Below are 26,178 nucleotides of genomic sequence, written 5' to 3'. Positions count from 1 at the left end.
AAGGGCAGCTACCGTTCTCACCGGCTTCCAAACCCGCAGGTCATCTGATTGACACCCGTTTGACCGCGTCCAGCACCTCGGGCACGCTCACGTCGCCCCCGAGTGCCCGGTGCCGGGTCAGGTACGGCGGTGGCCCCCAGACGCCGGGCGGCTCGGCGCCGGCCACGGTCACCGACGGCACGCCGTACGCCGGCGCCAGGTGCGCCGCCCCCGTGTGGGCGCTCACCAGCAGCGACGCGCCCGCCACCGCCGCGCACAGGCCCATCAGGGACGTCCGCCCGGCGAGCACGCTCTCCGGGGGCAGCCCGGCCAGGGTGGCGACCAGCAGGCCGAGGGGGCGTTCACGACGGCTCCCGGTCACCGCGACCCGCATGCCGTCGGCGGCCAGCGCCCGCGCCACCTCGGCGAAACGCTCGGGAGGCCAGCGGTACGCCGGGCCGGCGCCGCCGGGGTGGATCAGCGCCGCGCCGGGGGCGGGCGACGGGGCGCGCGGCACCGGCAGGGTCAGGTCCGCGGGGTCGGCCCGGGCGCCGTACCACTCGATGAGGCGGCACCACCGCTCCACGTCGTGCTCGCCGTCCCGCCAGCGCGGACCCTTCAGCCGGGGGAACGCGGGGTGGGCGAACGCCCATAATCGTTGCGGGCGCAGGTCCATCAGGTGCCGGTGGCTGTCCGGGCCGGGGCCGTACATGTCGACCGCGACGGTCGGGCGCCGCCCGCCCCAGGTGAGGCCCTCCAGCCCGCGGGTGGGCAGCACCGCCCGGACCGCGCCGGTCAGGTCGGCGAGCTCCGCCGTTTCCTCGGGAACGGCCAGCACGACCCGCAGTCCGCCGTTGCGCAGCGCACGCAGGGCCGGCACGGTGGTGAGCAGTTCGCCTACCCCCGGTGCTCGAAGAACAAGCGCGACGGTCATCGCCTCACGGCACGTGGACGGCGTCCGGCGTTCACCCGGCGCATCGCCCCCCGCCGCCGGTCGTCCAGGGTCTCGGTCGCCCTGCGCAGCGTCATGCCACGCCGTTCCCGCAGCACTTCCTCGTAGACGGCGCAGGTCTCGGCGGTGATCCGCGACCAGTTGTACCGCACCCTGGCCCGTTCGGCGGCGGCCATGCCGTACGCGGCGAGGCGCCCCTGGTCGTCCAGCAGATCGTTGACCGCCGCGGCCACCGCCCGCGGGTCGCGCGGCGGGACCAGCGTGCCGGTCACCCCGTCGATCACGGTCTCGCACTGGCCGCCCACCGCGGTGGCGACCACCGGCAGGCCGCAGGCCATGGCCTCCAGCGCGACCATGCCGAACGGCTCGTACCAGGGCAGGCACAACGCCAGGTCGGCCGAGCGCATGAGCACCGGCACGTCGTCGTGGTGTATCTGCCCGGTGAAGCGCACCCGGTCGGCCACCCCGGCCTCGCGGGCGAGCAGCCGTAGCCGCCGCACCTCGGGGTCGCGGTCCAGCGCGTACGAGGGCGGGCCGCCGGCGACGATCAGCTCGGCGTCCGGGATGAGCGGCAACGCGTCGATCGCGGTGGCGACGCCCTTGCGGGCCACCAGGCGGCCGATGGACAGCAGCCGCGGCCTCCCCTGGCGTGGCGTGGCCGGCCCGACCGGGGTGAACCGCGCGCTGTCCACGCCGCACGGCACCACACGCACGGAATGACGCGGCACGTCCATCTGGATCAGCTCGGTGACCTCGTCCCCGCAGGTGGCGATGACCCGGGCCGCGCCGCGGGCGACGGCGCACTCAGCGCCCACGCGCCAGGCCGGGCTCGTGTCCTCCGTGCCCTGGTGGCGGCGCTTCACCACGCCGAGCGCGTGGAACGTGTGCGTGACGGGGACGCCGGTGTCCTCGGCGGCGGCGAGGGCGGCGAGGCCGCTCATCCAGAAGTGACTGTGCGCGATGTCCGGCGGGCGAAGCCTCCAGTGGTCACGCATCCACCGGCCGAACTCGGGGATCAGCGGCAGGATCTCGTCCTTGGGGATCCGCACCGGCGGCCCGGCGGGAACGTGCACCACTGTCACACCCGGCGCGAACGCCACTTCCTCCGGCACTCCGGCACGCTCGCGCCGGGTGTAGACGGTGACGTGGTGGCCGAGGGCGCCAAGGCCCCTGGCCAGCTCAGCCACGTGCACGTTCTGCCCGCCCGCGTCAACTCCGCCGAGTGTGGCGAGGGGACTCGCGTGCTCCGAAATCATCGCTACCTTCACCGGCTCCTCCTGGTGCCATGCCGAGACCTCCCGGTTCGGGGTGCATGGAACCGGATGGGGGAACGAACCGCTGCCGACGGGCGCACGGGGAGCACGGTGTGCCCTGAGCGATTGGTACGGTCGTGCACAGGGTCCGGGTGCACGAGGTCCGGCCGGAGCCGGGAAAAGGGGCCGTGCCGGGTGGGTCCCGGTGCCCGCGAGGCATGAGTGCGCCTGACGCGGGCCTGTAGGGCCGACGGATCTGGTCAGACGTGCGTTCTATCCTCAGAATGACGAGCCAAACCTCTCCGGTTTCGTCACCCGCGCGGGCGGGCAGGCGGGACCTTACCCGATCGGAGGGGAAGAAGATGTCCGACGCCGTACGTCATGACGAAACGCACCACGACGCCCCGCACTACGTGGCCGCACGCGTGCAGAGGGCCCTCGCGGAGGACGACCGCACCAACGAGCTCGGGATACGGGTCGACATCCGGGGCGACCAGTTGTACCTGCGCGGCGCCGTGGAGTGCGAGGAGCGCCGGCGGCTGGTGGCCACCGTGGCCGGCGAGACCGCCCCCGGCCTGAAGGTCCACAACGAGGTCACCGTGATGGACGTTCGCGAGCCCGGTGAGGAGGAATCCCTGTGAAGATCAGAGTCGCCGCCGTCGGGGACGTCCACCTGGGGGAGGATCTTCGTGGAAGGTACCGCCCGAGACTCGACCGCGTAGGCGAGCTCGCCGACATCCTGCTGCTCGCCGGTGACCTGACCCGCCACGGCACCCCCGAAGAGGGACGTGTCGTGGCGGAGGAGTTCCGGGACCTGCCGGTGCCGGTGGTGGCCGTGCTCGGCAACCACGACTACCAGTCGGACGCCGAGGACGAGATCGTCGAGATCCTGCGCGACGCCGGCATCCAGGTGCTCCAGGACGACGGCCTGACGATGCAGCTCGGCGAGGCCCGCCTCGGGCTGGTGGGCGGCAAGGGCTTCGGCGGCGGCTTCGCCGGCAAGTGCGCGAGCGAGTTCGGTGAGCCGGAGATGAAGGCGTTCGTGCGGCACACCCGCGAGATCGCGGACCTGTGGCGCAAGGCGCTCAAGGGCATGGACGCCGACCACCGCGTCGTGCTCAGCCACTACTCACCGGTCAAGGACACCCTGATCGGGGAGCCGCTGGAGATCTACCCGTTCCTCGGCAGCTACCTGCTCGCCGAGGCGGTGGACGCCGAGGGCGCCGACCTGGTCATCCACGGGCACGCGCACCACGGCGGGGAGAAGGGTGTCACCCCCGGCGGGGTCCGCGTGCGCAACGTGGCCCTGCCGGTCCTCGGCCGGGCGTACGCGGTGTACTGCCTCGGTGGCGAGGACCCGGACTAGGCCCCGGACAGCCCGGCGGCCGGCGGATCACCATTGATCCGCCGGTTCCGCGGGATTTGATGTTCGTTTATCGTGACGGTGCTGCCGTGGTTTTCGAGTTACGGGTTGAAAATACTCACACCACCCGGCCCGACGAGCAGCCCGACGACGATGAGGACGATCCCCCAGAGGAGATCGCGACGAGCCAGGATGACGTAGATCCCGGCGATGACCAGCACTACGGCGATGATCCAAAGAAGTGTACCCATGGAAAGCCATCTGCCCTGACAAATCAGCCTTTAACATCTCGGCGGATCAACTTTTCCTCCAGCTACGCCTACGGCAAAGCAATGGTGATCCTCAAATGCCTGGCATATACGGATAGGCCCCCTTCCGCAGGTGGGAAGGGGGCCCGTCGTCACGCCTGGGGCCGCGCTCAACCGTCCGCGACGGCCTCCTCCTCGGAGCGGTGCTTGTCCAGGATCGGCTGCAGGAACCAGAACCACGCGCTCAGCCCCGCCACGCCGCCCGCGAGCAACGCCGCCGGCCAGATGCCGAGGAACGACTCCACCACCAGGGCCGTGGAGCAGGTCATGGACACCGCCAGCGCGGCGCCGCCGAACAGGCTCAGCTCGTTGGCGCGCCGGAGCATCTTCTCCTTCAGAGCGCTGCGGAACAAGATCCTGTGCTGCGTCGCCGGAGTGATCAGGCAGATCGAGGCCACCGCCGCGCTCAGCATCGCGATGTAGAACAGCCAGTGCCCGAACTGGTCCACCTTGCTGAACCCCGCGGAGAACGGCAACGTGAGCAGGAACGCGAACAACACCTGCACACCGGTGGCCGCGACCCGCAGGCCCTGTAACAGCTCGCTCAGTTCGCGGTTGACCCGCTCCCTCTGCGTCTCCCCGGGAGCCGGTCCGGTCTCCCCGGGCGCCGGCCGGTTGTCCCGGTCCGACGTGTCGCTCAACGTCATCGGTACGTCCCGATCCTTTCCCTTCGTCGTGCGCGCACCATCCGGCGGGCCAGGGCGAGGCTTCCCGCGAGCGCCGCGTAAGCCAGCAGGCCCAGCAGTACCGTCAGCCACACGGACCCCGCCTCCGAGGCGGGAACGATCAGGAGGGTGCAGACGACCAGCCCCGCCACCGCGGCGGCGAGCCACTTGGCGTGCCGGCTCCGCTGCAGGGCCCTCAGTGCTCTCCTCAGCGTGGGTTGCGTCACGATTCCCCCTCGGCCGCCTTCATCAGCCGCGCGTACGCGAGCTGCAGCCAGTCGGACACCGCGACCGCCGTCATCGTGACCCCGGTGAGCCGCGTGACCCCCGGCGCCAGGACCATGCCGGCCGTGTACGCGGTCGCCACCCACTGCGCCACGCAGAACGGGCAGGTCACCAGCTCGCCGACCGCGTGCTTCAGCCCGTGCCCGCGCACCTCCTCATGCAGCTCCGCGGGCCCGCTCACCCCTTCGTACCGGGTGAACGGCGCACGCAGCGGGCTCATCACGGGGTCCTTGGTCAGCGTGCGCGAGATCCGGTGCGTCGCCAGCCCCATGAGGACGAGATCCATTAGGCTGATCTTCTGGGGGATCCGTTTCCCCGTCAGCCGTCCGAGGACGACCAGTCCCGCCACCGCCCCGCCGTACGCCCCGAGAACCCGGAGGTACGACCCGAGCGGCCGTTCGGCCCCGTTCTCGTAGGCGCGCTCCTCCCTGCGTAATGCGTCCGTGAGATTGTTGGTCATGACGCCCCGTCTACCCGGGGTAAGCCCAGGCATGCCCAGGTTTGGCAGAGATCCCGCCGGGTACTCACTGGTCCCAACATGGGGGGTGAGGGAGTGGCCAGCCATACACACGAGGTCACCGAGGGCATCATCGAGACGCTCAAACGAGCCGGCTCGGCCCTGAAAGGCGCCGGCATCCGCTTCGCCCTGGCCGGCGGCTGCGCCGCCTACGCCAGAGGCGCCGCCCCGTCCCTGCACGACGTCGATTTCGCCCTCGTCGAGGAAGACGTCCCCCGCGCCCTGGAGACCCTCCGCAACGTGGGCTTCCGCACCGCCACCCCACCAGAGGACTGGCTGGTCAAGGCCTTCGACGAGCAGGAACGCCTCGTCGACCTGATCTTCCGCATCGACGAGCGCCCGATCACCGCCGAGATGATCGCCCGCTCCGACATGATCAACACCGCCGCCCTGACCGTCCCCGTCCTCAACGCCACCGACCTGGTGATCTCCTGGATCCTCCCCATGAGCGAGCACAGCTGCGACTACGGCTCGATGCTCCCCCAGGTGAGAGCCCTGAGAGAACAAGTCGACTGGGACCACGTAGCGGTAGTAGTAAGCGTCTCCCCCTACGCCTCAACCTTCCTGACCCTCCTGGACCGCCTAGGCATAGCCTGCCCCAAACCCCCCGCAGAAGACGCCGACCCCCACTGGCCCTGACCCACCGCAACCGCCCCCACCGGCCAGCGGCACCCCCACCGGCTACGGGCACGCCCCCCACCGGTCACGGGACGGTGTTCTACCGGTCACGGGGCACGGTGTCCCACCGGGCACGGGGCACGCCCCCCAAACCGGCCACGGGCACGGTGTCCCACCGGGCACGGGGAGTCCGCCGTGCTTATCTGCCGTCCCCTTCATCGCTTCTCCACCGGCGCCGACACGGTGGGACGTGGTGTGGCGAATCCGGCGCCCTGTTACGGACGTCAACCGGCCATGGTGGAAGACCACCCAACGTCCAGTCCTGAGCGCTCGACCCAGGTGCCGGTAGGGGTGGAAGCCGTCGCCACGCTGCCGGCGGGCGACCGTGACCAAGGTGCGGGTGCGTCGTCGCGCATCCGGCAGGGGACCGGCACGCGGAAGGCCGCGCCCGAGGGCGCGGCCTTCCTTGGGTGCGGGCGTCCCGTTAGATCGTGCCGGGGCCGTAGGGGAAGCGACCGTAGTAGTCGCCGACCTTGTCCCGATACGTCGGCTCCTTGTAGCCGACCTCATCGAACTCAGGGGCGTCCTTGATCTCCTGTTTGGTGCGGCTTACGAAGATCTTCCGCTCCTGCGGATCGATCTGCGTGACCGTACTGGCCGGCAGCAGCACCTTCTTCCCGAAGATCCAGGGCCCCGTGTCCACGACCAGGTAGCTGTCGCCCACCTCGTAGGTGGCCTCGTCCACCGACCCGATCCTGCCGTCCGTGGCCTCGACGTGATAACCCGCCACGTCCAGGGTCTGCTGCCCCCCGGAAACGGTCGGACTGTAGGTCCAGAGATCTCGGTCAACCATGTGTAATCTCTCCCTTCGATCGTCGTCGTCGGGCACCACCCCACCTACCCGCGCCCCTCCCCCCAAACGTCCCGCCGGTCGCCGCCCCCGTCCCACACCAGCTCCAGCCCCGAAAAAAAGCCTCAAAACCCCCCAACTCCCCGCCACACCCCCCACATGGCGCACGCACCCCCGACCTACCGCTATTCTTGATACCGCCAAGCGCCGCTAGCTCAGTTGGTCAGAGCAGCTGACTCTTAATCAGCGGGTCCGGGGTTCGAGTCCCTGGCGGCGCACCCAGCAGTACACCGTTGACCTGGGCATTCTCCACCACATGGAGGATGCCCAGTGGTGTTTTGGTGTCTGTGTGGGCTCGTCGTGTGCTCATGTGTCGGTGACGTGTCGATGCATGATCGACGATCTTCCCTGATTGGTCACGGTCGGTTAACGGGTCTTGTTGGTGGTCCTGGAGCAGGAGCTTGCTGTGGGAGGGGTCGGTGGGGCCGCTGGCGCCGTGGCAGGCGAAGTGCGCGATGGCGCAGTCGGGCAGGTAGGCCAGGACCCGGGCCCTGGTCGGTACGGTCTGTGCCGGGCCTGGGCCGGCGGCGGTCCGCGACGATGAGCACCGTCCCGCCGGCTCCGAGTCGCACGTGTATTGGGCAATGACCGACGTGATGGCCCGGCGGCTGACCGGCACCTCCACCCCATCCTGGCGTCCGGCATGACCGGACGGGGCCCGACCAGGCCTCCTGGACAGAATCGATGCGCGTGAGGCGGCCCTGACCTGCGAAGCTCAACAGACACGAGCCCAGATCGACAACCTCACCGCCAGGCTCGGCGAACTCGATGAGGCAATCGATCATCTGCGGATCGCCCGCAAGACCTCCTCTCGCTCGCCGACGAGCCCGGCCCGGCGCCCGCCGCGCTGCCGAGCACCTCGCCTACCAGCAGATTCTCGCCGTCTTCGCCGAAAGTGACCGGCCTCTGCTGGCCGTAGCCCGGCGGCGAGCCTCCGACCAGTCCGCCTCACCCAATCCAAGCATCGAAAGGCACATCAACTCGCATGTCGTCCTCTATGGCAAGGGCGGGCATGATGGGCAACAGGCCTGTTGTGCCGGGATTCTGGGACATGATCTACTTGGGTTTGCGGCGCGCCTGGATAGGGGCGGCCTGCCTGCGCCGATGACGCGAGGTGGGAGGTCAACCTATGGTTGACGATGGTGGGAGCGAGGCGGAGCGGCAGCCAGTGGCGATCAACACCAGCGTGCCGCATTCGGCGCGGGTGTGGAATTATCTGCTGGGCGGGAAGGACAATTATCCGGTCGACCGCATGGCTGGGGACAAGGTCCTTGAGGTGTTCCCCGGCATGGTCGACATCGCCCGCCAGTCGCGGTACATGCTGACGCGCGTGGTCCGCTATCTCGCCGCCGAGGTCGGCATCCGGCAGTTCCTTGACATCGGCACGGGATTGCCGACGGTCGACAACACCCATGAGGTGGCGCAGCGGCTCGCGCCGGAGTCCCGGATCGTGTACGTGGACAATGATCCGCTGGTGCTGGTGCACGCCGCGGCGCTGCTGACCAGCTCGCCCGAGGGGGCGACGGACTACCTAGAGGCGGACGTGCGCGACCCGGAGCACATCCTCCAGGAGGCCGCGAAGACGCTGGACTTCGAGCGGCCGACGGCGCTCATGCTGATGGGCATCATGGGGCTGGTCTCCGACTACGATGAGGCGCGCTCGATCGTCGACCGCCTGCTCGCCGCGCTGCCCTCGGGAAGCCACCTGGCACTGTATGACGGCACGGACACCGATCCGGCGTACGTCCGGGCGCTGGGAGGCTACAACCGCGGCGGGGCGGTTCCCTACATGCCGCGCAGCCCCGAGCTCATCAAGGGCTTCTTCGACGGCATGGAACTGCTCGAGCCGGGAGTCGTGCCCGTGTCGTCGTGGCGTCCTGAGTCGAACCCGTGGGGCGAGCCGCCCGAGGTGGCGTGCTGGGGCGGGCTGGCGCGCAAGCCCTGACCCGACGTAATTCAACGTTGCCCGAGCTGTGGGGCAGGGCCAGGCCGGCTGGGCCATCCTCGCGTGCGCGGGATGGCCCTTATCGACACAGGATGGGAAACAAGGAGTTTTCTGTCGGCCATGTGTACGCGGGGATGGTCCCGGACCGCCCTTGGAATAGATCTGCTGAGGCGATCGTCGAAGATGGGCTACCCGGTGTGACGGCACCCATAGTGGGGTGTGGGCTCGTGTTGTGCTCGAATGTTCCGGAACAATCCGGTACGGTCCGGCATCACTAGGTAGAAAAATCGGCCGTTATATGGACATGCTAGTCCGAATTGACATGTTGAGACATGTTTTGGCATCCGGGTGGAAGGTTGCCCGCTGACTCTTAATCAGCGGGTCCGGGGTTCGAGTCCCTGGCGGCGCACCAGCAGTACACCGTTGCCTGGCGTCCCCCACCGTGTGGGGACGCCCAGTGGTGTTTTGGCCCTTAATCGGCGCGTCCAGACGGTTGACTTCAAGATGAGCACGGTTTTGCCTGCCGGCCACAAATCATCTCGGGTCCAGGCGAAGTCGCCTGGACCCGAGGTCTGCCGTCGGCTAGCGGGTGGTCATGCCCTGGTCCATCTTTGGGTGGCCTGGCCGTTGCATGAGGCTACGGTCACGGTGGCGGAGTTGCCGGTGCCGGTGGCGTTGAGGCAGAGGTTGTTGGCGCCGCTGGTGACGGTGCCGTTGGAGTTGAAGGTCCACTGCTGGTTGCTGTTGGTGTGGCAGTCCCACAGTTGTACGCGGGTGCCGGAGCCGGCGTTCGTGGGGGAGTCCAGGCACTTGCCGAGGAGCTGGAGTCTGCCGGAGCTGTAGGTGAAGAGCTGGTTGGCGTTGGTGTGGCAGTCGTAGATCTGCAACAGGGTGCCGTTGGCGCTGGCGCTGTTGGGGGAGTCGACGCAGCGTCCGGCGCCTTCGTTGCGCAGGCGGAAGCTGGTCGTGGAGGTCGGGGTGACCGTCGGCGTGACGGTCGGGGTGACGGTCGGGGTGACTGTGGGCGTCGGGTCGGGTGTGGAGGTGCTCTGGAACTGGGAGATGAACTTCCACACCTCCCCCTTGGTCCAGGTCTGCGCGCCGTTCTCGGTGTAGGTGCCGTCCACCGGGGCGGGTGTGTGACCGTTGTCGTACGCGGCCCAGACGACGGGGTATCCGGCCCGGCACCCGGAGTAGGCGGTGACGATGTGGGACCGGCTGCCCGAGCTCGGCTCAGGCGGGTTCTGGGCGGTGCAGCCGTTGTTGCGGACGAACCTGTCCCGCAGCGTCCGTCCCTGCGAGATGTTCAGGACGCTGTCGGTGATGCCGTGCAGTCCCATGTAGGCGATGGGCTGGGTGCCGCCGCTGCATCCGCTGAGCTGCGCGCCGGCGAACACCGCGACCGCGCGGAAGACCGTCGCGCGGCTGCACGCCAGGGAGAAGCTCATGCCGCCGCCGTAGCTGAAGCCCATGGCGAAACGCAGCGAGGGGTCGACGCAGAGGTCCGCCTCGATCCGCCGCATGATGTCGTCGAAGAGGGTGACGTCCTCGCCGTTGGAGTTGGCCCAGCCGTTGTTGAGGCCCTGCGGCGAGACGAAGATCGCGGTGTTGTTCGACAGCTGCCGCTGTCCGTAGTAGGACCAGGAGGCCCCGCTGCTCCCACCGGAGTCGACGTCGTTCATGGTGCCGTTCAGCCAGTGGATGCCGAAGATCAGGCGATAGGGGTTGTTGTTGTTGTAGTTCGAGGGAATCCGCAGGATGAATTGGCGATTCCTGCCGCTGGACTGAATGGTGTGCGTTCCGCTGGTCAGCGTCGGGTTCTTCCCGCACCCCGCGGTTCCCGCGAGCGCGGCGGCGGTGGACGCCGAGGCTCCTGTGCTGCTGCCGTTGCTCATCGCCGCGTGCCCCGTCACGAGGACGACAGCTGCCGCGAGCGCCACTGCCCCGAAAATGGTCCTATGCTTTAACATTCGCGATTCCTGGCTGTAGGGAACGGGCCGACGACAAAGACATGTTCTGCGTTCCTCTCCATCAGCGGCATCGAATGCCCGGAGCTGCTGAACCGGAATCGAGATGTGAGCGCTAACGTTCACCAGGACTTATCGGTATGCCGCTTGCACGCTGTATGGGGTGTAGTGCAAGGGAGCAAATACGACCCGATTGCGGATGTCAAGTAACTTGCTTCGCAGCCCCGGACGGCGGGCCCACGGGGCGTGCCCCTGTGCGTGCTGGCCAGGGAAGGTTCGCGCCCGCTCCCGTCGCACAGGGATGAAACTTTCGTGGTGAAAAGGTCGGTCGCGCGCCGGGTGGGAGGACGGTGACCGCTCACTATGATCATGGGAGGCCGCCGTCACGTGCTGTCGCACCCTGCCCGGAAGTTTTGGCAGAATTCCGATACTTTCGGTGGGGATCAGCCGGTCTCGGGCTGTGTGGGTCGGGGGACCGCCGGGCTCACCCCCTGGGCCGCGGGCAGTTCCCGTGCCTCACCATCGACCACGATCTGAACGATGTGGTATTTACCTGAGCCACGGATACAGCATTATCGACTGATGCTTCGCCCCGATATCCAGCCGGCTGTTGAACGCCGCGCTTCCAGCATCTGATCACGGCTCCGCCACCGGTGCAGGCGTGTGCGCCGCGACCCGGTTGAATTCGGTCGGCTATTGTCCCAGGCCATGCGCTGCTCCTACGAGCAGGCCGTGCTAGGGCGCCTGGAGCACCTCGGTCAGGGATGCGGTCGTGACGAGTGTGCTCGCCGCTTCGGCGAGCACGTCGTCGAACGTCACCAGCGCGTCCGCATGGAGCCGGGTCAGCGCGATGTACTCCGCCTTGTACGTGTCCGGCCAGTCCAGCGTGCGGGCCACCTCCCAGGCGACGGACTGGAGCACGCGGTCCCCCAGCAGCCGGATGCGCAACGAACGGATGCCGTCAAGGATCTTCTTGGCCGTCCGCTCGTCGGTGTCGCCCCGGCGGACGGAGCCGTACAGGAGCGCGAGCGCCTGGGATCGCAGCACTGCCGGCGCGAGCAGCGCGTGGGCCGCCGGAACCGCGAGACCGTCGGTCGCGAGCCGGATGGCCACCGGAGCGTCGATGACGAATCGTGTCATGCGAGCACCCTTCCACAGCACCGCCGATTCGCGGTGCGGCCGGCCCGCGGGAGCCGGAGACAGTCCTCGATTCACGTGACACCACCTCTGACATCGAGGCCCGTAGCTTGGTGCCATGTCGATGAACTCGGCCGGTCGTCGGTGAACTGAGGAGTGTTGCCATGAACCCGTTCGATGACCCCGACGGCACCTTCATGGTGCTTCTCAACGACGAGGAACAACACTCGTTGTGGCCGGCGAGGCTCGCCGTCCCGGCCGGCTGGCGGGTGGTCCACGGCGAGGCCGGCAGGCAGGAGTGCCTGGACTACGTCGAGGCCAACTGGACCGACATCCGCCCACTCAGTGCTCGAACACCGATCCGGAACTGATCGCGCCACACGTCCGCGTGGACACTTCGGTGCACGGACGGGCACGCCTCGCCCCCGCCCATGCGCGGGGATCCGACACGCGACCTGGAGGCAGAGCGGCATGGAGCCGACGTGCTGACCGACACGCTTCTCACCCGGGCTGACCGGACGCCGGACGTCGTGGCCTACGAGAGCGTCGACCCCCTCGGCCCTGTCAGCACCTTGACGTACGCACAGGTGGCGGGCAGGGCCTCGGCGCTGGCCGACCGGCTCGCGTCGGCCGGCGAGGGCCCGGTGCTGCTGGCCTATCCGGCCGGACTGGACTACGTGGTCGCCGTGTTCGGCGCGTTCCTCGCCGGCCGGCCGGTGATTCCGGCCTTCCCGCCAGGCACGTCGTCGAGGCACGACGGTGACCGGCTCGCCGGTATCGTCGCCGACGCCCGCCCGCCGGTCGTCGTGGCGCCTCAGCGGTACGCCGAGATCACGACGCCGGCCGTGCTGAGTGTGCCCGGCGCGGAGGCGGACGGTGCCGCGCGGCCGCAGCCGCGCGGGGCGGCCGGGAGCGACGTCGCGATCATTCAGTACACCTCGGGCAGCACGGGCCGGCCGAGGGGTGTGCTGGTCCGGCACGACAGTCTCGCTGCGAACACCGCGGCCATCGTGGAACGGTTCGAGCTGAGCCCGGACTCCCGCGCGCTGACCTGGCTGCCGCCGTTCCACGACATGGGGCTGGTCGGTGGCCTGCTGACACCGATGGCCGCGGGCATCCCGATGCGCATCATGGAGCCCGGAGACTTTCTCAAGGCACCGCTGTGGTGGCTGACGCAGATCAGCGAGACCGGTACCACCCACACCGGCGGCCCCAACTTCGGCTACGACCTGTGTGTACGCCGGGCGCGTGGCGACCATGCGCTGAACGGGATCGATCTGTCCCGGTGGCGGGTCGCCTTCAGCGGCGGCGAGACCGTCCGGCACCGGACCATGGCGAGCTTCGCACGGCGGTTCGCCCCGGCCGGTTTCCGCGCCGAGGCGTTCCTCCCCTGTTACGGCCTCGCGGAGGCGACGCTGATCGTCAGCGCCGGTCACTGGTCGGAGCCCGCCGTCGAGACCGACTCCGCCGTGAGCTGCGGAACGCCGGTGCGGGATCAACGGGTGGTCGTCGTCGATCCGGAACGCCGCCTGCCGGTGGACGACGGCGTGGAGGGCGAGATCTGGGTCGCCGGGCCGAACGTCACGTCCGGCTATCTCTCCGGCGACTCCGGTGACCTCTTCGGCGAGCTGGACGGGATCCGCTTCCTGCGCACGGGGGACCTCGGGTACGTGCGCGACGGCGACCTCTTCGTGAGCGGGCGGATCAAGGACGTGATCGTCTTTCGTGGTGTGAACCACCACGCGGTGGACGTGGAGGCGGCGGCGCTCGACGCGGCAGGCAATGTGGGCCGCATGGCCGCGGCGTTCCTGGTGGACACCGGGCCGGAACCGTTGCCTGTGCTCCTGCTGGAGACCCACGGGAGGCGGGACGAGACGCTGGCGTCGGAGGTGCGGGCGGCCGTGTTGTCGCGCACCGGGTTGCGCCTCGGCGTCGTCGCGGTGGTCCCGCCGCGCTCGCTGCCGCGCACGTCCAGCGGGAAGATACGCCGTTCCGCCGCGCGTGACGCGTTTCTGGCCGGCGTCTTCGACGACGCGCTCCCCGGCGGCCGGGCCGCGCTCGGGGTGCCGGCCGCCGGCGGCGCTCAGGCCGACGCGGCCGTCGAGCTCGCCACCATGATCTGCGGCGTCGTCGCCGCGGTCTGTGAGGCCGGTGACTGCCGGCCGGCGGACAACCTGGTCGATCTCGGTGTCGACTCTGTGCGCGCGGCGGAGGCCGCGGCCGTGCTGGAACACGCACTGGGTCTCACGGTGCCGCTGGAGACCATCCTCGCCGTGTCCACCCCGGGCGACGCGGCGAAGGCCCTCGTCGCGGACTGGCTCGCCGAAGGCAGGGAACCGGGCTTCATCCGCGATCGGGTGATCACGGCCGGCGACGGCGTGGGAGCCGTGTGATGGATCTCGTCGCGGGACGCAGGCTCGTCCAGCGATGGCGGGCCGGAGGCGACGGCGGGGCGCCGCCCGCGCCGGGTCCCGCCCCGATGTCGACGGTGCAGCGCGGAATCATGGTCTTCGAGCGGCTGTGCCCCGGCACCGCCGTCTTCAACCTGCGCTTCGCCGCACGGCACACCGGGGACCTGGACGAGGACCGGCTGGACGTGGCGCTCTCCGCCCTGGTCCGCCGGCATCCCTCCCTGCGTGCCACGTTCGCCGACCGTGACGACGGGCCGGTCCGGGTCGTCAGGGACGACATCGTGCTCACGGCACAACGAACGGACCTCCGGCACCTGCCACCGCTGCGGCGCGCGGCGACCGCACTCGAAAGCGCGGCGCGCGTCGCGGCGGAGCCGTTCGACCTCGCGCGTGGGCCCCTGATGCGGGTGCACAGCTACCGCCTGGCGGACGACGAGCGCCTGCTCGTCTTCGTGGCGCACCACCTGGTCTGCGACGGCGGGTCCATGCGGGTGCTCCTGGCCGAGCTGGACGCCGCGTATCACGGCGAACTCCGTGGTGTGGCACCCGATCCGGTGCCGTCGCCCGCCGGCCCGCCGGCACTGGACCACTGGCGCACCCGACTCGCCGGTCTGCCCGAGCTGGACCTGCCGGCCGATCACGTACGCCCCACGTTCCCGACGTTCCAGGCGGGCTCGGTGCCGCTGCGGATCCCCGCCGAGCTGGTCGCGGACGCCGAGCGGCTGGCGCGGAGCGAGCGCACCACGCTGTTCACGGTGGTGCTGGCCGCGTTCCAGTTGCTGCTCGGGCAGCACAGCGGTCAGACCGACTTCGCGGTCGGGACACCCGAGGCGGGCCGGTCGCGGCCGGGTGTGCACGGCACGGTGGGCCTCCTCTCGGACCTGCTGGTGCTGCGGGCCGATCTCAGCGGACGGCCGACGTTCCGTGAACTCGTCCGCCGCGCGCGGGCCACGTGTCTGGACGCCTTGGCCCACCGGGGCGTGCCGTTCGAGGACGTGGTCGCCGCGCTCGCGCCGGGTCGCCATGTCGGCGGTTCGCTGGTGCGGGCGAGCATCGCCTTCCAGGGAGACTGGGGTGAACCGACGCTGGCCGGTTCGCCGATCGAGCAGGTCCCCGTCGCCCGGCCCGGCATCCGTTACGACCTGGACGTGCATCTGTGGCGCGACCGGGGCGGCCTCTGGGGCATGTGGGACTACAGCACGGAGACGTTCGAGCAGGTGACGGCTGCCCGGATGGCGCGGCGGCTGCCTGTGCTGCTCGCCCGCGGGCTGGCCGAGCCCGACACACCGGTCCACCGGCTCGACCTGCTCACCGATGAGGAGCGGGAACTCGTCGCCGGGTGGTGGCAGGGCCCCGACACCGGGGATCCCGACGTCAGCCTGGTCGACCTGTTCGCGGCGCAGGTGGCCCGGACACCGGACGCGATCGCCGTGGAGGACCCGCGCCGCACGTTGACCTACCGCAGGCTGGACGAGCGCTCCGACCAGCTCGCCCACCTGTTGCGGAGGCGGCTGGTCGAGGCGGGGGACGTCGTCGGCATCCGGCTCGGCAGGTCCGTGGATCTGGCCGTGGCCATGCTGGGCATCATGAAGGCCGGCGCGGCGTATCTGCCGCTCGACCCCGCGTACCCGGCCGATCGGACGGCCTACATGCTGCGCGACAGCTCGGCGCGGTTGGTCGTCACGGACGCGGAGCTCGCGGAACTCGACGGGGAACCGGTATCGGCCGTGGAACTCGGGCCGGTGCCGCCGGACCGGCCGGCATACGTGCTGTACACCTCGGGTTCGACGGGACGTCCCAAGGGAGTGGTCATCACCCACCGCAACGCGGTGCCGATGGTCGTCTGGGGCGGGCGTGCCTTCTCGCCGGACCAGTTGTCCCGGGTGCTGGCCTCGACGTCGATCTCGTTTGACGTGTCGGTCTTCGAGTTCTTCGCCCCGCTCTGCGCGGGCGGCACCGTGGTCGTGGTCGAGAACGCACTGTCCCTGCTCGCCGATCCGCCGGACGTGACGATGGTCAGCTCGGTACCCTCGGCGGCGCGCGCGCTGGTCACGGCCGGTGCCCTGCCGCGCGGCACGCGGGTGGTCTGCCTGGCGGGCGAGGCGGTCACGGGGAACCTGGTCGACGACCTCTACGCCACCGGGCACATCGAGGCGGTCTACAACCTCTACGGCCCCACCGAGGACACGACCTACTCGACGTGGGCTCTGCTGCGTCCGGCGGAACAGCCCCCTCCGATCGGTGCGATGCTGCCCTGCGGTCGCGGGTACGTGCTCGACGGCGACCTGCGGCCGGTGCCGGTCGGCGCGGTCGGCGAGCTCTACCTGGCCGGTCGCGGCCTGAGCCGTGGCTACGTCAACCAGCCCGCGCTCACCGCGTCGCGGTATGTCGCCGACCCGTACGCGGCCACTCCCGGCGAGCGCATGTACCGCACCGGCGACATGGTGCGCCACCGGCCGGACGGAGCCCTGCTCTACCTGGGCCGGCGTGACTTCCAGGTCAAGGTGCGGGGACAGCGGATCGAGCTCGGCGAGATCGAGAACACCCTGCAGCGGCACGCGCACGTCGGCGACGCGGTGGTCTCCCTGCAGAACGGCAGGCTCGTCGGGCACCTGACCGCGAGCCGGCCCGGCACCCTCGACCTGGACGACATCCGGGCGTACCTGCGGGGCACGCTGCCCATCGTCATGGTGCCGAGCACCCTGGTCGTGCTGGACGCGCTGCCGCGCACCCCCAACGGCAAGGTGGACCGCCTGGCGCTGCCGGTCGCGGACGCCCCTGTCGCGGCCGGCGGCGAGCCTCCGCGCGGAACCGGTGAGGAACTGGTGGCCGAGGTCTGGCGGCAGGTCCTCGGCCTGGACACGGTGGGACGCGACGACGACTTCTTCGACCTGGGGGGCGACTCGCTGAAGGCCGGAGAGGTCATCGTCGGGCTGCGCGAACGGTCGGGCCACGGACTTCCGCTGCGGCTGGTCTTCGAGCACTCACGGCTGGCCGATCTCGCCGCGGCGCTCGCGGTGCCCGGACCGTCGCACATGGGGCAGACGGTGCCACCGCGGTCGCCCGGCGCGAGACCCGTCCTCTCGTTCGAGCAGCAGCGTGTCTGGCTGGAGTGCCACATCAGGTCCCAGGTGGCCTACAACCTGCACGGCCGCCAGTGGCTGCGCGGCCCGCTCGACGTGCCGGTGCTGGAACGCGGCATCCGAGCGATCATCGAGCGGCACGAGAGCCTGCGGACGACCTTCCCCGTCGTGCGCGGGCTGCCCGAGCAGCGGGTGACCGCGCCGGACCCGTCCTGGCGGATCACCGTCGAGGACCTGTCCGGGCTCGGCGACGCGCGGGCCGACGCGGCGGCGCGCCTCGCCGACGACGAGGCGGCACGACCGTTCGACCTGGTTCGCGGGCCGCTGCTCCGCTGCCTGCTGGTCCGGCTGAGCGACACCGAGCACCTGCTCAGCATGACCGTCCATCACATCGTCTCCGACGGCCGGTCGATCGGGCTGATCCTGCGTGAGCTCTCCGCGCTCTACCGGGCCGGGGGCGACGCCGAGCGGGCCGCACTCCCGCCGCTGCCGGTCCAGTACCTGGACTACGCGGTATGGCAGCGGACCACACTGACCGACGAGCGGCTGGCGGCCCCCATCGAATACTGGCGTGGCCGGCTCGCGGGGGCGCCGCCCGCGCTGGCTCTGCCGACCGTGCGCCGCCGGCTGCCGTCGCAGGGCACGGTGGGCGGCAAGGCGCGGCTCGTCCTCGGCGCCGACGAGGTGGCCGCGCTGCACAAGCTGTGCCGGGTTCACCGGGTGACGCCGTTCATGGCGATGCTCGCCGCTCTGGCGACGGTGCTGCGCCGCTGGTCCGGCCAGGACGACGTGGTCGTCGGCGTCCCGGTGGACACGCGGGGGGCCGCGGGCACCGGCACGCTGGTCGGGCTCTTCGTCAACACCGTTCCGTTGCGCGTCGAGCTCAGCGGGGACCCGGCGTTCGCCGAGGTGCTGGACCGGGTGCGGCGCACGGCCGTCGAAGGGTACGTGAACCACGGCACGACCCCCCTCGAGATCCTGGTCGGCAAGTTGCGTACGGTGCGGGACCCGTCGCGGACACCGCTGTTCCAGGTGCTCCTCAACATGATCGAGGACGCCGGTGACGAGTGGCGGCTGCCCGGCGTCGTGACGGAGGCGCCGGACCTTCCGGCGCAGCCGAGCAAGTTCGACCTCAACCTGGACGTCCACCACAGCGGGGACGACTACCGGCTCGAACTGCTCTATCACGCCGAGCGTTTCGAGGCCCCGGCGATGCGGGCCCTGCTGGACCAGGTCGCGGCGGTGCTCGCGGCGACGGCCGACGACCCGTCCCGCGGCGTTCTGGATTACGAGCTGGAGCGTCCGGCCGAGGACGGCGACGCGGTGTCGCCGGCGGTCCCGGCGCCGTACCCCGATCTCGCGGGCCTGGCCGCTGAGCGGCCGGACCGCGGCGCGGTGATCGACCGGGACGGCGAGTGGACGTACCGGCAACTGGCGCGTGCGTCCCTTGCCGTCGCCGATCTGGTGTCCGGGCACGCGGGGCCGGTGGTCGTGGTCCGGCGCCGGTCGGCCGGGTTCGCGGCCGCGCTCCTCGGCTGCGCGCGGGCCGGCGTGCCGTACACGGTCGCCGGGCCTGACGATGTGCCAGAAGGGGCACTGGTCCTCGACCCGGCCGCGGGTGGTGACGGCGTCGTCGATGTGGGTGGGCTGCTGCGCGGGGCCGGCCCGAGCGGCGACGGGCCCGCGCGGACGTCGGAGGCGTCCGGCCCGGCCGGTGGCCTGATCGCCGGCCTCAGCGGTGACGATGTGCTGGCCGTCCCCAGCGGCGACGCCGGCCTGATGATGTGCGCGATGTCGCTGGCGCTGCCCGCCGGGGCCGTCGTGGCGGTGGCCGATGAGACGACGGCCGGTGACCCCGACGGGCTCCTCGCGTGGCTGCGGGACGCCGGCGCGACCGCGATCTACCTCACCGGGCCGCTGCTGCGGGCACTGGCGCCGTGCCGGGCGGCCCTGCCCCTGCCGGGCCGCGTGTTCCTCGACAACCGGGGCGACCTGACGGCGCACGACGTGGCGTTGGCGCGGCGGCTCGCGCCGGGCTGCCGGGTGGTCGCTCTCTACCGGACGGCGGGGGGAAGCGCGCCGCTGGCCGCCTACGACGTGCCCGGCACCTGGTCGCCGTCCACGGCGCCGCTGCGCGTGCCGATCGGCGGGGAGCTCGCCGGCCGTCCGGCGGTCGTGCGCAACCCGGCCGGAGGGCGGGCCGCGACCGGCGAGGTGGGGGAGCTCCATGTCGGCGGCGCCGGCAGCGGGGATCTCGTCCGGCGGCGGCCTGACGGCCTGGTCGAGTTCGCCGGCCCGGCGGCCGATCCGCTGGAGGCGGTCGCGGTCCTGCGCGACCTGCCCGACGTGCTGGACGCGGTGGTGACCGGACACCGCGAACGTGACGGCGGGCCGGCGGCGTACGTCGCCTGCCGGGAGGCCACGGTCGACCTCGGCCGGTTGCGGCAGCGCTTGGTGACGCATCTGCCGGAGTATCTGATCCCGCGGCACGTGGTGACGCTCGAGCGGCTTCCCCTGACGGCCGGCGGCGACTACGACCTGGCCGCGCTCCCCGATCCCGTCGGCGGCGACGCGTGACGAGAGCGCTCGGCCGTTCTGACGATGATCCGCGAGGAGGAGCCGGCGTGGGTACCCCGTCCCTTGACGGCACGGCGAACGGCTCCGACGAGGAGCGGCTCGACCGGATCCTGGCCGTCACACGTGAGGTGTTGCGCGATCCCGGCGTGGCCGCCGACGACGACCTTGCCGACCACGGAGGCACGTCGTTGTCGATCCTCCGGATCGTCGCGATGGCGAACCGCGCGTTGCACCTGGACATCGACCCGCGCGAACTCGACGGAGCCGTCACGGCCCGCAACCTGGCCAGGGCCGCGCGGCCATTGGGGTGACACAGAATGAGCCGAGCAGCCACGACACGAACCTTCCCGGCCGCACTGGCGGACCTGGCCGACGCGGTGCGGCAACTGGAGGGCCTGACGGCCCAGGTCGGCCCGTTCGCCCTCTACCCCGACGCCTGCGACCGCGAGCCGGAACTGGTCGCCGCGCTGTGCCGGGCACTGGAGGTCCCGCTCACCTTCGACGCGCCGGCCCGCGACCGGGACTTCGCCCTCGTCGGCCTGGCCGCGGAGATCCGGCGCGCGCAGCGCGCACCAGAGCTCGCCGGCCTGTGCGCCGAGGACGCGGCAGAACAGGCCCGGCGTCTGCGGCAGGAGGAGAACACCCGGTACCGGACGCACGCGGTACACCGGCCGGACGGCAGCGTGATCACCGTCGTGGACGCGGGTCCGCCGGACGCCCCCTGTGTGCTGGTCTCGCCACCCTGCGCCTTGAGCTACCGGCTCTCGCTGCCGTGGCTCACGGCGCTGGGCTCCGCGTACCGCTGCCTGGTCATCCAGACGCGGGGCACGAGCGAGCGGATAGCGGAACCGGAAGTCTTCGACCAGCGTGGCCACGACGTCGTCCACCAGGTGGACGATCTGCTCGCGGTGGCGGAGGAGGTCGCCACAGGACCGGTTCACCTCATGGGCATCTGCGGCGGCGCGGCCGTGGCGCTGGCGGCGGCCGCGTGGCGACCCGACCGGGTGAGCTCCCTGAGCCTCTGGCACGCCGATCTGGAGCTCGGGGAGGAGGCCCAGAAGACCGATCACCAGATCAACCTGCGGGCCATGCTGGACCTCGCCGGTGAGTCGCGCGACACCGCGGCCTGGCTTCGCGGCAAGCTCACCAGCGGCCCGATGACCGGTGTCCCGGAGCGGATCGGCCCCTTGGTGGTCCGGCCGTACGCCACGGCCGAGCTGTTCTACCGGTACGCCAGGCTCACCGCGGCGACCATGCACTGGGATTCCCGGCAGACCGCGGTCAAGGTGGACCGGCCCTGTCTCGTCGTCACCAGCGACGACGACGACACCGCGCACCCCGCCGGCTCCCGGCGGCTGGCCGAGATCATCCCTGGCGCACGACTGGTGTCCGCCGACCACGGAAACCACCTGGACGCCTTCCGCGCGACCCCCGGCCAGGTCGCGTGCCTCACCTCGTTCCTCGCCCGCTGAGCGGGGCGCTAAGCCTGTTCGACCTCCGCGAGCAGGGCCTCGAGGTCGTCGATGTCGGCCTGCTCCACCTGCGCGCGGACGATCAGGCGCGCCAGTTCGTCGACGGTCGGCGACTCGAACACGTCGCGGACGGCGAGCTGGACCCGGAAGGCGTCCCGTACGCGGACGATGAGGCGTGTCGCGAGCATCGAGAAGCCGCCGAGCTCGAAGAAACTGTCGTAGATGCCGACCCGTTCGATGTCGAGCAGATCTTGGAGGATCTCGGCGAGCTGCCGCTCCATCGGCGTGCGCGGCGCGGCGTAGTCGTCGCCGTCCGCCACGTCCCCCGTGGGGCGGGGCAGGGCCCGCAGGTCGTAGGCGCCCCACGGCGTCCGCGGCAGCGCGTCGAGCACGAGCAGATGACCCGGCACCAGGTGCTCGGGGAGGCGGGCCTTGACGAAATTGTGGATGGGCATCGTGTCGAGGTCGGGGCCGGGGCCGGCCACGTAGCCGATCAGCGTCGTGCCCCCGTCGGCGGCGGCCTGCTCGACGACGATCGCGTCCCGGACGCCGGGAACGTCCCGGAGGACGGAGACGGTCTCGACAGGGTCGGCGGCCTGGCTCGTCCCCGCCTTGCCGGCGTATTCGAGCGACCCGTCGGGCCACCTGCGTCCGAGGTCGCCGGTGCGCTCCGCGCCGTGCCAGATCTCGGCCAGCTCGCCGGTCGCCGCGGCATGTCCGGACAGGCGCCGCAACTCGACCCCCATGCCGGGAAGGGGCAGGCCGAGCGGCACACGCAGCGGAGCGTCGCGGACCTCCAGTTCGCCAGGGGCGTCGTAGCAGGCGAGCGGACGGCCGTCCGCCGTGACTCGATAGACGCCGACGAACCGGCAGCCCGGCGCCATCCGCCGTACCGCCTCGACGTCGTGCGGCAGCAGATCTCCGTCGTTGTCCACGAACACGCACCGCAACGACGGCAGGCTCGGCAGGGGCTTCTGGGCGAAGATCGCCCGCAGGATCGGCGGATCCAGGTACGCGACCGTGACGCCGTTGTCCCGCAGCCAGGCGGTGAGCGCGCCGATGTCGGCGCCGAACCCGCGGTCGGGGATCACCAAGGTCGCTCCGGCGCCGAACGCGCTGCACAGCGCCGACATCAGGTGACCCGGACGGCTGGACAGCACCACGAACCGGTCGTCGCCGCCGATGTCAAGCCGCTCGACCGCCCAGTCGCCCGGCACCGCCTCCGCCGTGCCCGGACCCGCGGGTACCGGCTCCGCGTCGCCGGCCGGGAGGATCGTGCTCAGGTCGATCGTGCCGGCCGCCGGCTCGCCTGCCGGGCCGGCGTCCAGCACCGTCGTGATGCCGAGCGCCCCGGTCAGCGCCGGGTCGTCGGTCTCGATCACGGTGCAGCTCACCCCTGCCTTCGCCGCACCGGTGAGCACCGCCACGAAGGCGGCGCTCGGGCGCCGGACCACGCCGACCCGGTCCGCGGCCGTGACACCGCGCCGCGCCAGCACGTCGGCGACCCGGCTGGCGGCCGACGACAGCCACCGGTAGCTCCAGCGGCCCGCGCCGTCCTCCACGGCGGCCCGGTCGTCGCCGGCGGCGTGCCGCGCGACGGCGAGGTGCGGTGCCGGACGGACGGACGGCTCGTCCGGTGCGGCACCGCGCGGCTCCTCGGCCGGCACGTCGAGCAGCCGCGCATCGGGGTCCGCGGCGGCGGCGCGCAGGAGCGTACGCAGTTGCCGCAGCAGCGTGCGGCCGGTGGGCGGGTCGCAGCGGTCGGCGGGGAAGTCGAGCTTGAAGCGCAGCACGCCCTCGGACTCCTGGGCGGTGAACGTGAGGTCGTAGCGGCTGAACAGCGACGGCGTCTCCATCGGCTCGATGTTCAGGCTGGTGACGTCCTCCGCCTCGGGACTCGCGACGACGTTGAGCACCACCTCGAACAGCGGCGTCCTGCGCGGGTCCCGGGTGATGTTCAGGTCCCGTACGAGCTGGTCCATGGGGGCTTCGGCGTGCGCGTAGCCGTCGAGCGCCACCCGGCGTACGCGTTCCAGCAGCCGCGCGAACGGCGGGTTGTCGGAGAGATCCACCCTCAGGGGCAGCATGTTGACGAAGAAGCCGATCAGCCTGTCGGTCGCGCGGTTCGTCCGGCCGGCCACGGCGACCCCGATGACGAGGTCGTTCTGGCCCGACCACCGGCTGAAGACGGTCGCGAGCACCGCGTAGAGCACCATGAACGAGGTGACCCCGTGCGATCGGCACAGTTCGTGCAGCGCCGCCGTCTCCTGCCGTGAGAGCTCGGCCACGACCTGGCCGGCCTCGGCCCGCATCGCGTTGGTGCGCCGCTGCACCGTGGGCATCGCGAGGAACCGCGGCGCGCCCCGCAGATGCCGGCGCCAGTGGCCGACCTGGCTCTCCAGCGCCTCACCGGTGAGCCAGCCCCGCTGCCACACCGCGTAGTCGCGGTACTGCACGGGAAGGGGGGCCAGGCCGGCGCGGACCGGATCGCCACCCGCCTCGTACAGCGCGGTCAGCTCGCGGACGAACAGTCCGATCGACCACGCGTCGGAGACGATGTGATGCATCGTGACACCGAGCGCGTGCTCCTCATCGCCGAGTTTGATCAGCAGGCAGCGGATGAGCGGGCCGGTCGCCAGGTCGAACGGCGTCGTGAGTTCCTCGTCGAGCAGACGCCGGGCCGCGCGCTCGGCGGCGGCGTCGTCATTGCCCGGTCCGCGCAGGCCGGTGAGGTCGGTGACCTTGATCCGCCAGTCGTCGTCGTGGTCGTCCACCACCTGCACCGGCTCGCCCTCGCCGGCCGGGAAGTGCGTGCGCAGCGTCTCGTGGCGCGCGATGATCGCGCGGATGCTCGCCTCGAAGACCGCCACGTCGAGTTTCCCGACGATCCGGCGCCGGCCGTGGACGTTGTAGACCACGCCGGGCAGGAGCTGGTTCTCCATCCACAGCCGTTGCTGGTCGAACGAGAGCACGGGGCGGGCGTCGTGCGGCCGCGGTCCCATCGCGTGCGGCCGGGCGGCGGAGCGGGTCGCGCGCGATCTGGCGGCCACGACCGACGCGAGACCGGCGACGGTGGCGGACTCGACGTAGTCCGCCACCGGGACGTCGACGCCGATCGTCTTGCGGATCTGCGCGACCACGCGCGGCACCTGGGACACGTCGCCCAGCGCCAGCAGGCGGTCGGTGACGTCGATGCCGGTGCACCCGAGGACGTCACCGAGGATGCCGACGATCGCGTCCTCGTACGGCGTGCGCGGGGGCAGCGGCCGCTCGGCGTGCACGTCGGGCGAGGCGTACACGCCGTCGTCGGAGCCGTCGGCGGAGGTCACAAGCGAAGGTCGCGCCATACCCGAACAGTACGATCGCGCCGTTCCCTGCGGTTGTCACGTAAAAGGATGCCTTGCCATGGGGTGCGGCGCGTCGTGGCCGGGCCGGGCAGCGGCTCTCAGGAGGCCGGGGTGAACCGGACCGGCAGGTGGGCGTACCCGTGCAGGAAGTTCGACCGCAGCAACTCCGCCTGGCCCGCCGGCTCGGCGCCGGTGAAGATCTCCAGCATGTGACCGAGTACCGCCCTGAGCTGGACCCGTGCGAGGCCCGTGCCCGGGCAGCTGTGCGGGCCGGCCGCGAAGCCGATGTGCGGATTCGGCCGCCGGTGGATGTCGAAGCGATGAGGCAGCGCGAAGACGGTCTCATCCCGGTTGGCGGAGCGTGGCCAGACCAGGACCGGATCGCCGGCCCGGATGTTCCGGCCGGCGAGCTCGACGTCGCGGGTGGCGACCCTGGCGAGGTGCCGTACCGGGTTCGCCCACCGTACGGCCTCCTCGACGGCCGACGGCACCGCCGACGGCTCGTCGCGGAGTGCCTGGAAGACGTCAGGGAACTGCAGCAGCCCGTGCATGAGGTTGGTCAGCACGCTGCGCGTCGTCGTGGTCCCGCCGATGGCCAGATTGAGCGCGTTGAGTACGGCCTCCCCGGTGGTCAGGCCGTCCCGGTTGGCGGTCCCCGCCGCCAACCGGTGCACCAGGCTGTCGCCGCCGGCGCCACGCCGCTTGCTGCGGAGCAGCTTGGCGAAGTACCCCAGCAGTTCGCCGTTCGCCTGTTCCGCCGCCTCACGCAGGTCGCCGCGCGTGCCGGTGCCGGGCCCCGACAGGAACACCTGCGCTGTCCGGCTCGTGACCCACTCAAGATCTTCCAGGGGCAGTCCGAGCAGCAGCCCGGCGGCGTGGGTCGGCACCCTGGCGGCGACGGCTTCGACGAAGTCGACCGTGCCGCCGCGGTCGCGGACCTCGATGAGCGACTTGCGTACGTATTCGTCGATCGCGGGTGTCAGGCCGGTGACCACGCCGTCGGCGAAGAAGGCGCCGACGCTCCGGCGCAGACGGCGATGCTCCGGGGGATCGGTGACCTCGACCATCATCCCGCTCGCCGGGTCCTGGTCCGCGCGAAGGCTGTCTATCGTCATGCCGTGCGTGGCGGAGAAGGTGGCGGCGTCCCGGTAGACCTGCATGGTCTCGGCGTACCCGATGACCGCCCAGAAGCCCGGCCGGCTCTTGCGGCCGTGCCAGAAGACCGGGTGCTCGGGCCGCAGATCGGTGAGGATCTGGTCGAACGCGGCGCTGCGGGCCGGATCTGGGTCGGCCAGGTCGACGGCCGGGATCGGATCGGTGAGATGGAGAGCCTCGCTGGGCGAGCCGTTCGTCGTCGGGACGCTCATGCCGGCAAGCATCCCGCCGTAC

At 71.1% G+C, this 26,178-nt stretch carries 20 protein-coding genes and 1 tRNA gene; 10 read left to right on the top strand and 11 right to left on the bottom strand.

What is annotated here, in order from left to right; genetic code table 11:
- Positions 1-40: 40 nt before the first annotated feature.
- Positions 41-913 carry a glycosyltransferase family 9 protein gene (locus ABGB17_RS05410; RefSeq protein ID WP_347626662.1) on the bottom strand — a complete coding sequence of 291 codons (873 nt, stop codon included), beginning with the start codon at positions 911-913 and terminating at the stop codon, positions 41-43.
- A complete protein-coding gene (locus tag ABGB17_RS05405; RefSeq protein WP_347626661.1) occupies positions 910-2,187 on the bottom strand; it encodes a glycosyltransferase in 1,278 nt (425 codons plus the stop codon). Before ABGB17_RS05405 ends, ABGB17_RS05410 begins: the two co-directional genes overlap by 4 nt.
- Positions 2,188-2,546: 359 nt before the next feature.
- Here ABGB17_RS05405 and ABGB17_RS05400 point away from each other — a divergent pair, with 359 nt between their 5' ends.
- Complete coding sequence (locus ABGB17_RS05400; protein WP_347626660.1) at positions 2,547-2,825, top strand: BON domain-containing protein; 279 nt, start codon at positions 2,547-2,549, stop codon at positions 2,823-2,825.
- Positions 2,822-3,550 (top strand): metallophosphoesterase, encoded by a 729-nt coding sequence (locus ABGB17_RS05395; RefSeq protein ID WP_347626659.1) that lies wholly within the window; start codon positions 2,822-2,824, stop codon positions 3,548-3,550. Before ABGB17_RS05400 ends, ABGB17_RS05395 begins: the two co-directional genes overlap by 4 nt.
- A gap of 98 nt (positions 3,551-3,648) precedes the next feature.
- Here the strand turns inward: ABGB17_RS05395 and ABGB17_RS05390 are convergent, their stop codons facing one another.
- From ABGB17_RS05390 to ABGB17_RS05375, 4 genes are all read right to left on the bottom strand, one after another.
- Positions 3,649-3,798, bottom strand: a complete 150-nt coding sequence (locus ABGB17_RS05390) for a GPGG-motif small membrane protein (protein WP_347626658.1) — start codon at positions 3,796-3,798, stop codon at positions 3,649-3,651.
- A gap of 167 nt (positions 3,799-3,965) precedes the next feature.
- The gene (locus ABGB17_RS05385; RefSeq protein ID WP_347626657.1) at positions 3,966-4,502 is read right to left on the bottom strand and encodes a DUF6328 family protein; all 537 of its coding nucleotides are present in this window, start codon (positions 4,500-4,502) and stop codon (positions 3,966-3,968) included.
- Positions 4,499-4,747 carry a hypothetical protein gene (locus ABGB17_RS05380; protein ID WP_347626656.1) on the bottom strand — a complete coding sequence of 83 codons (249 nt, stop codon included), beginning with the start codon at positions 4,745-4,747 and terminating at the stop codon, positions 4,499-4,501. Before ABGB17_RS05380 ends, ABGB17_RS05385 begins: the two co-directional genes overlap by 4 nt.
- Positions 4,744-5,265 carry a DUF1360 domain-containing protein gene (locus tag ABGB17_RS05375; protein WP_347626655.1) on the bottom strand — a complete coding sequence of 174 codons (522 nt, stop codon included), beginning with the start codon at positions 5,263-5,265 and terminating at the stop codon, positions 4,744-4,746. Before ABGB17_RS05375 ends, ABGB17_RS05380 begins: the two co-directional genes overlap by 4 nt.
- A gap of 93 nt (positions 5,266-5,358) precedes the next feature.
- On the opposite strand from ABGB17_RS05375, the gene ABGB17_RS05370 reads away from it, so the two are divergent.
- On the top strand, positions 5,359-5,961 hold the full coding sequence (locus ABGB17_RS05370; protein WP_347626654.1) for a hypothetical protein: 603 nt from the start codon (positions 5,359-5,361) through the stop codon (positions 5,959-5,961).
- A 463-nt stretch (positions 5,962-6,424) separates the two neighbouring features.
- Here the strand turns inward: ABGB17_RS05370 and ABGB17_RS05365 are convergent, their stop codons facing one another.
- The gene (locus tag ABGB17_RS05365) at positions 6,425-6,793 is read right to left on the bottom strand and encodes a PRC-barrel domain containing protein (protein ID WP_347626653.1); all 369 of its coding nucleotides are present in this window, start codon (positions 6,791-6,793) and stop codon (positions 6,425-6,427) included.
- 201 nt (positions 6,794-6,994) lie between these two features.
- Here ABGB17_RS05365 and ABGB17_RS05360 point away from each other — a divergent pair.
- A tRNA-Lys gene (locus tag ABGB17_RS05360) sits at positions 6,995-7,068 on the top strand.
- Positions 7,069-7,979: 911 nt separating this feature from the next.
- A complete protein-coding gene (locus tag ABGB17_RS05355) occupies positions 7,980-8,795 on the top strand; it encodes an SAM-dependent methyltransferase (RefSeq protein ID WP_347626652.1) in 816 nt (271 codons plus the stop codon).
- Between the two features lie 593 nt (positions 8,796-9,388).
- Here the strand turns inward: ABGB17_RS05355 and ABGB17_RS05350 are convergent.
- Together ABGB17_RS05350 and ABGB17_RS05345 are read right to left on the bottom strand one after the other, a co-directional pair.
- On the bottom strand, positions 9,389-10,735 hold the full coding sequence (locus ABGB17_RS05350) for a ricin-type beta-trefoil lectin domain protein (RefSeq protein ID WP_347626651.1): 1,347 nt from the start codon (positions 10,733-10,735) through the stop codon (positions 9,389-9,391).
- Positions 10,736-11,497: 762 nt separating this feature from the next.
- Complete coding sequence (locus ABGB17_RS05345; protein ID WP_347626650.1) at positions 11,498-11,902, bottom strand: hypothetical protein; 405 nt, start codon at positions 11,900-11,902, stop codon at positions 11,498-11,500.
- 161 nt (positions 11,903-12,063) lie between these two features.
- On the opposite strand from ABGB17_RS05345, the gene ABGB17_RS05340 reads away from it, so the two are divergent.
- The 5 genes from ABGB17_RS05340 to ABGB17_RS05320 all read left to right on the top strand — a co-directional run bounded on the left by ABGB17_RS05340 (position 12,064) and on the right by ABGB17_RS05320 (position 21,442).
- Complete coding sequence (locus ABGB17_RS05340; RefSeq protein ID WP_347626649.1) at positions 12,064-12,270, top strand: MbtH family protein; 207 nt, start codon at positions 12,064-12,066, stop codon at positions 12,268-12,270.
- A gap of 111 nt (positions 12,271-12,381) precedes the next feature.
- A complete protein-coding gene (locus tag ABGB17_RS05335; protein WP_347626648.1) occupies positions 12,382-14,292 on the top strand; it encodes an AMP-binding protein in 1,911 nt (636 codons plus the stop codon).
- Positions 14,292-19,970, top strand: coding sequence for an amino acid adenylation domain-containing protein (locus ABGB17_RS05330; RefSeq protein ID WP_347626647.1), 5,679 nt, complete (start codon positions 14,292-14,294; stop codon positions 19,968-19,970). Before ABGB17_RS05335 ends, ABGB17_RS05330 begins: the two co-directional genes overlap by 1 nt.
- A 47-nt stretch (positions 19,971-20,017) precedes the next feature.
- Entirely contained in the window at positions 20,018-20,281 is a 264-nt protein-coding gene (locus ABGB17_RS05325; protein WP_347626646.1) for an acyl carrier protein, read from the top strand.
- Between the two features lie 6 nt (positions 20,282-20,287).
- Positions 20,288-21,442: an alpha/beta hydrolase gene (locus ABGB17_RS05320; RefSeq protein ID WP_347626645.1), complete on the top strand. Its 1,155-nt coding sequence runs from the start codon at positions 20,288-20,290 to the stop codon at positions 21,440-21,442.
- Positions 21,443-21,450: 8 nt separating this feature from the next.
- Here ABGB17_RS05320 and ABGB17_RS05315 read toward each other — a convergent pair whose 3' ends face one another.
- Entirely contained in the window at positions 21,451-24,789 is a 3,339-nt protein-coding gene (locus ABGB17_RS05315) for a condensation domain-containing protein (protein WP_347626644.1), read from the bottom strand.
- Positions 24,790-24,887: 98 nt separating this feature from the next.
- Entirely contained in the window at positions 24,888-26,156 is a 1,269-nt protein-coding gene (locus ABGB17_RS05310) for a cytochrome P450 (RefSeq protein WP_347626643.1), read from the bottom strand.
- Positions 26,157-26,178 lie beyond the last annotated feature (22 nt).

Source organism: Sphaerisporangium sp. B11E5 (assembly GCF_039871875.1).
GTDB lineage: Bacteria > Actinomycetota > Actinomycetes > Streptosporangiales > Streptosporangiaceae > Sphaerisporangium.
The sequence above is the reverse complement of the archived record's forward strand: the minus strand, read 5'-3'. Positions and strand labels throughout refer to the sequence as shown.

Coding starts and splice junctions, on each gene's coding strand:
- ABGB17_RS05410 (WP_347626662.1), bottom strand. CDS start 913: ATGACCGTCGCGCTTGTTCTTCGAGCACCGGGGGTAGGCGAACTGCTC.
- ABGB17_RS05405 (WP_347626661.1), bottom strand. CDS start 2,187: ATGATTTCGGAGCACGCGAGTCCCCTCGCCACACTCGGCGGAGTTGAC.
- ABGB17_RS05400 (WP_347626660.1), top strand. CDS start 2,547: ATGTCCGACGCCGTACGTCATGACGAAACGCACCACGACGCCCCGCAC.
- ABGB17_RS05390 (WP_347626658.1), bottom strand. CDS start 3,798: ATGGGTACACTTCTTTGGATCATCGCCGTAGTGCTGGTCATCGCCGGG.
- ABGB17_RS05385 (WP_347626657.1), bottom strand. CDS start 4,502: ATGACGTTGAGCGACACGTCGGACCGGGACAACCGGCCGGCGCCCGGG.
- ABGB17_RS05375 (WP_347626655.1), bottom strand. CDS start 5,265: ATGACCAACAATCTCACGGACGCATTACGCAGGGAGGAGCGCGCCTAC.
- ABGB17_RS05365 (WP_347626653.1), bottom strand. CDS start 6,793: ATGGTTGACCGAGATCTCTGGACCTACAGTCCGACCGTTTCCGGGGGG.
- ABGB17_RS05355 (WP_347626652.1), top strand. CDS start 7,980: ATGGTTGACGATGGTGGGAGCGAGGCGGAGCGGCAGCCAGTGGCGATC.
- ABGB17_RS05345 (WP_347626650.1), bottom strand. CDS start 11,902: ATGACACGATTCGTCATCGACGCTCCGGTGGCCATCCGGCTCGCGACC.
- ABGB17_RS05340 (WP_347626649.1), top strand. CDS start 12,064: ATGAACCCGTTCGATGACCCCGACGGCACCTTCATGGTGCTTCTCAAC.
- ABGB17_RS05330 (WP_347626647.1), top strand. CDS start 14,292: ATGGATCTCGTCGCGGGACGCAGGCTCGTCCAGCGATGGCGGGCCGGA.
- ABGB17_RS05320 (WP_347626645.1), top strand. CDS start 20,288: ATGAGCCGAGCAGCCACGACACGAACCTTCCCGGCCGCACTGGCGGAC.
- ABGB17_RS05315 (WP_347626644.1), bottom strand. CDS start 24,789: ATGGCGCGACCTTCGCTTGTGACCTCCGCCGACGGCTCCGACGACGGC.
- ABGB17_RS05310 (WP_347626643.1), bottom strand. CDS start 26,156: ATGAGCGTCCCGACGACGAACGGCTCGCCCAGCGAGGCTCTCCATCTC.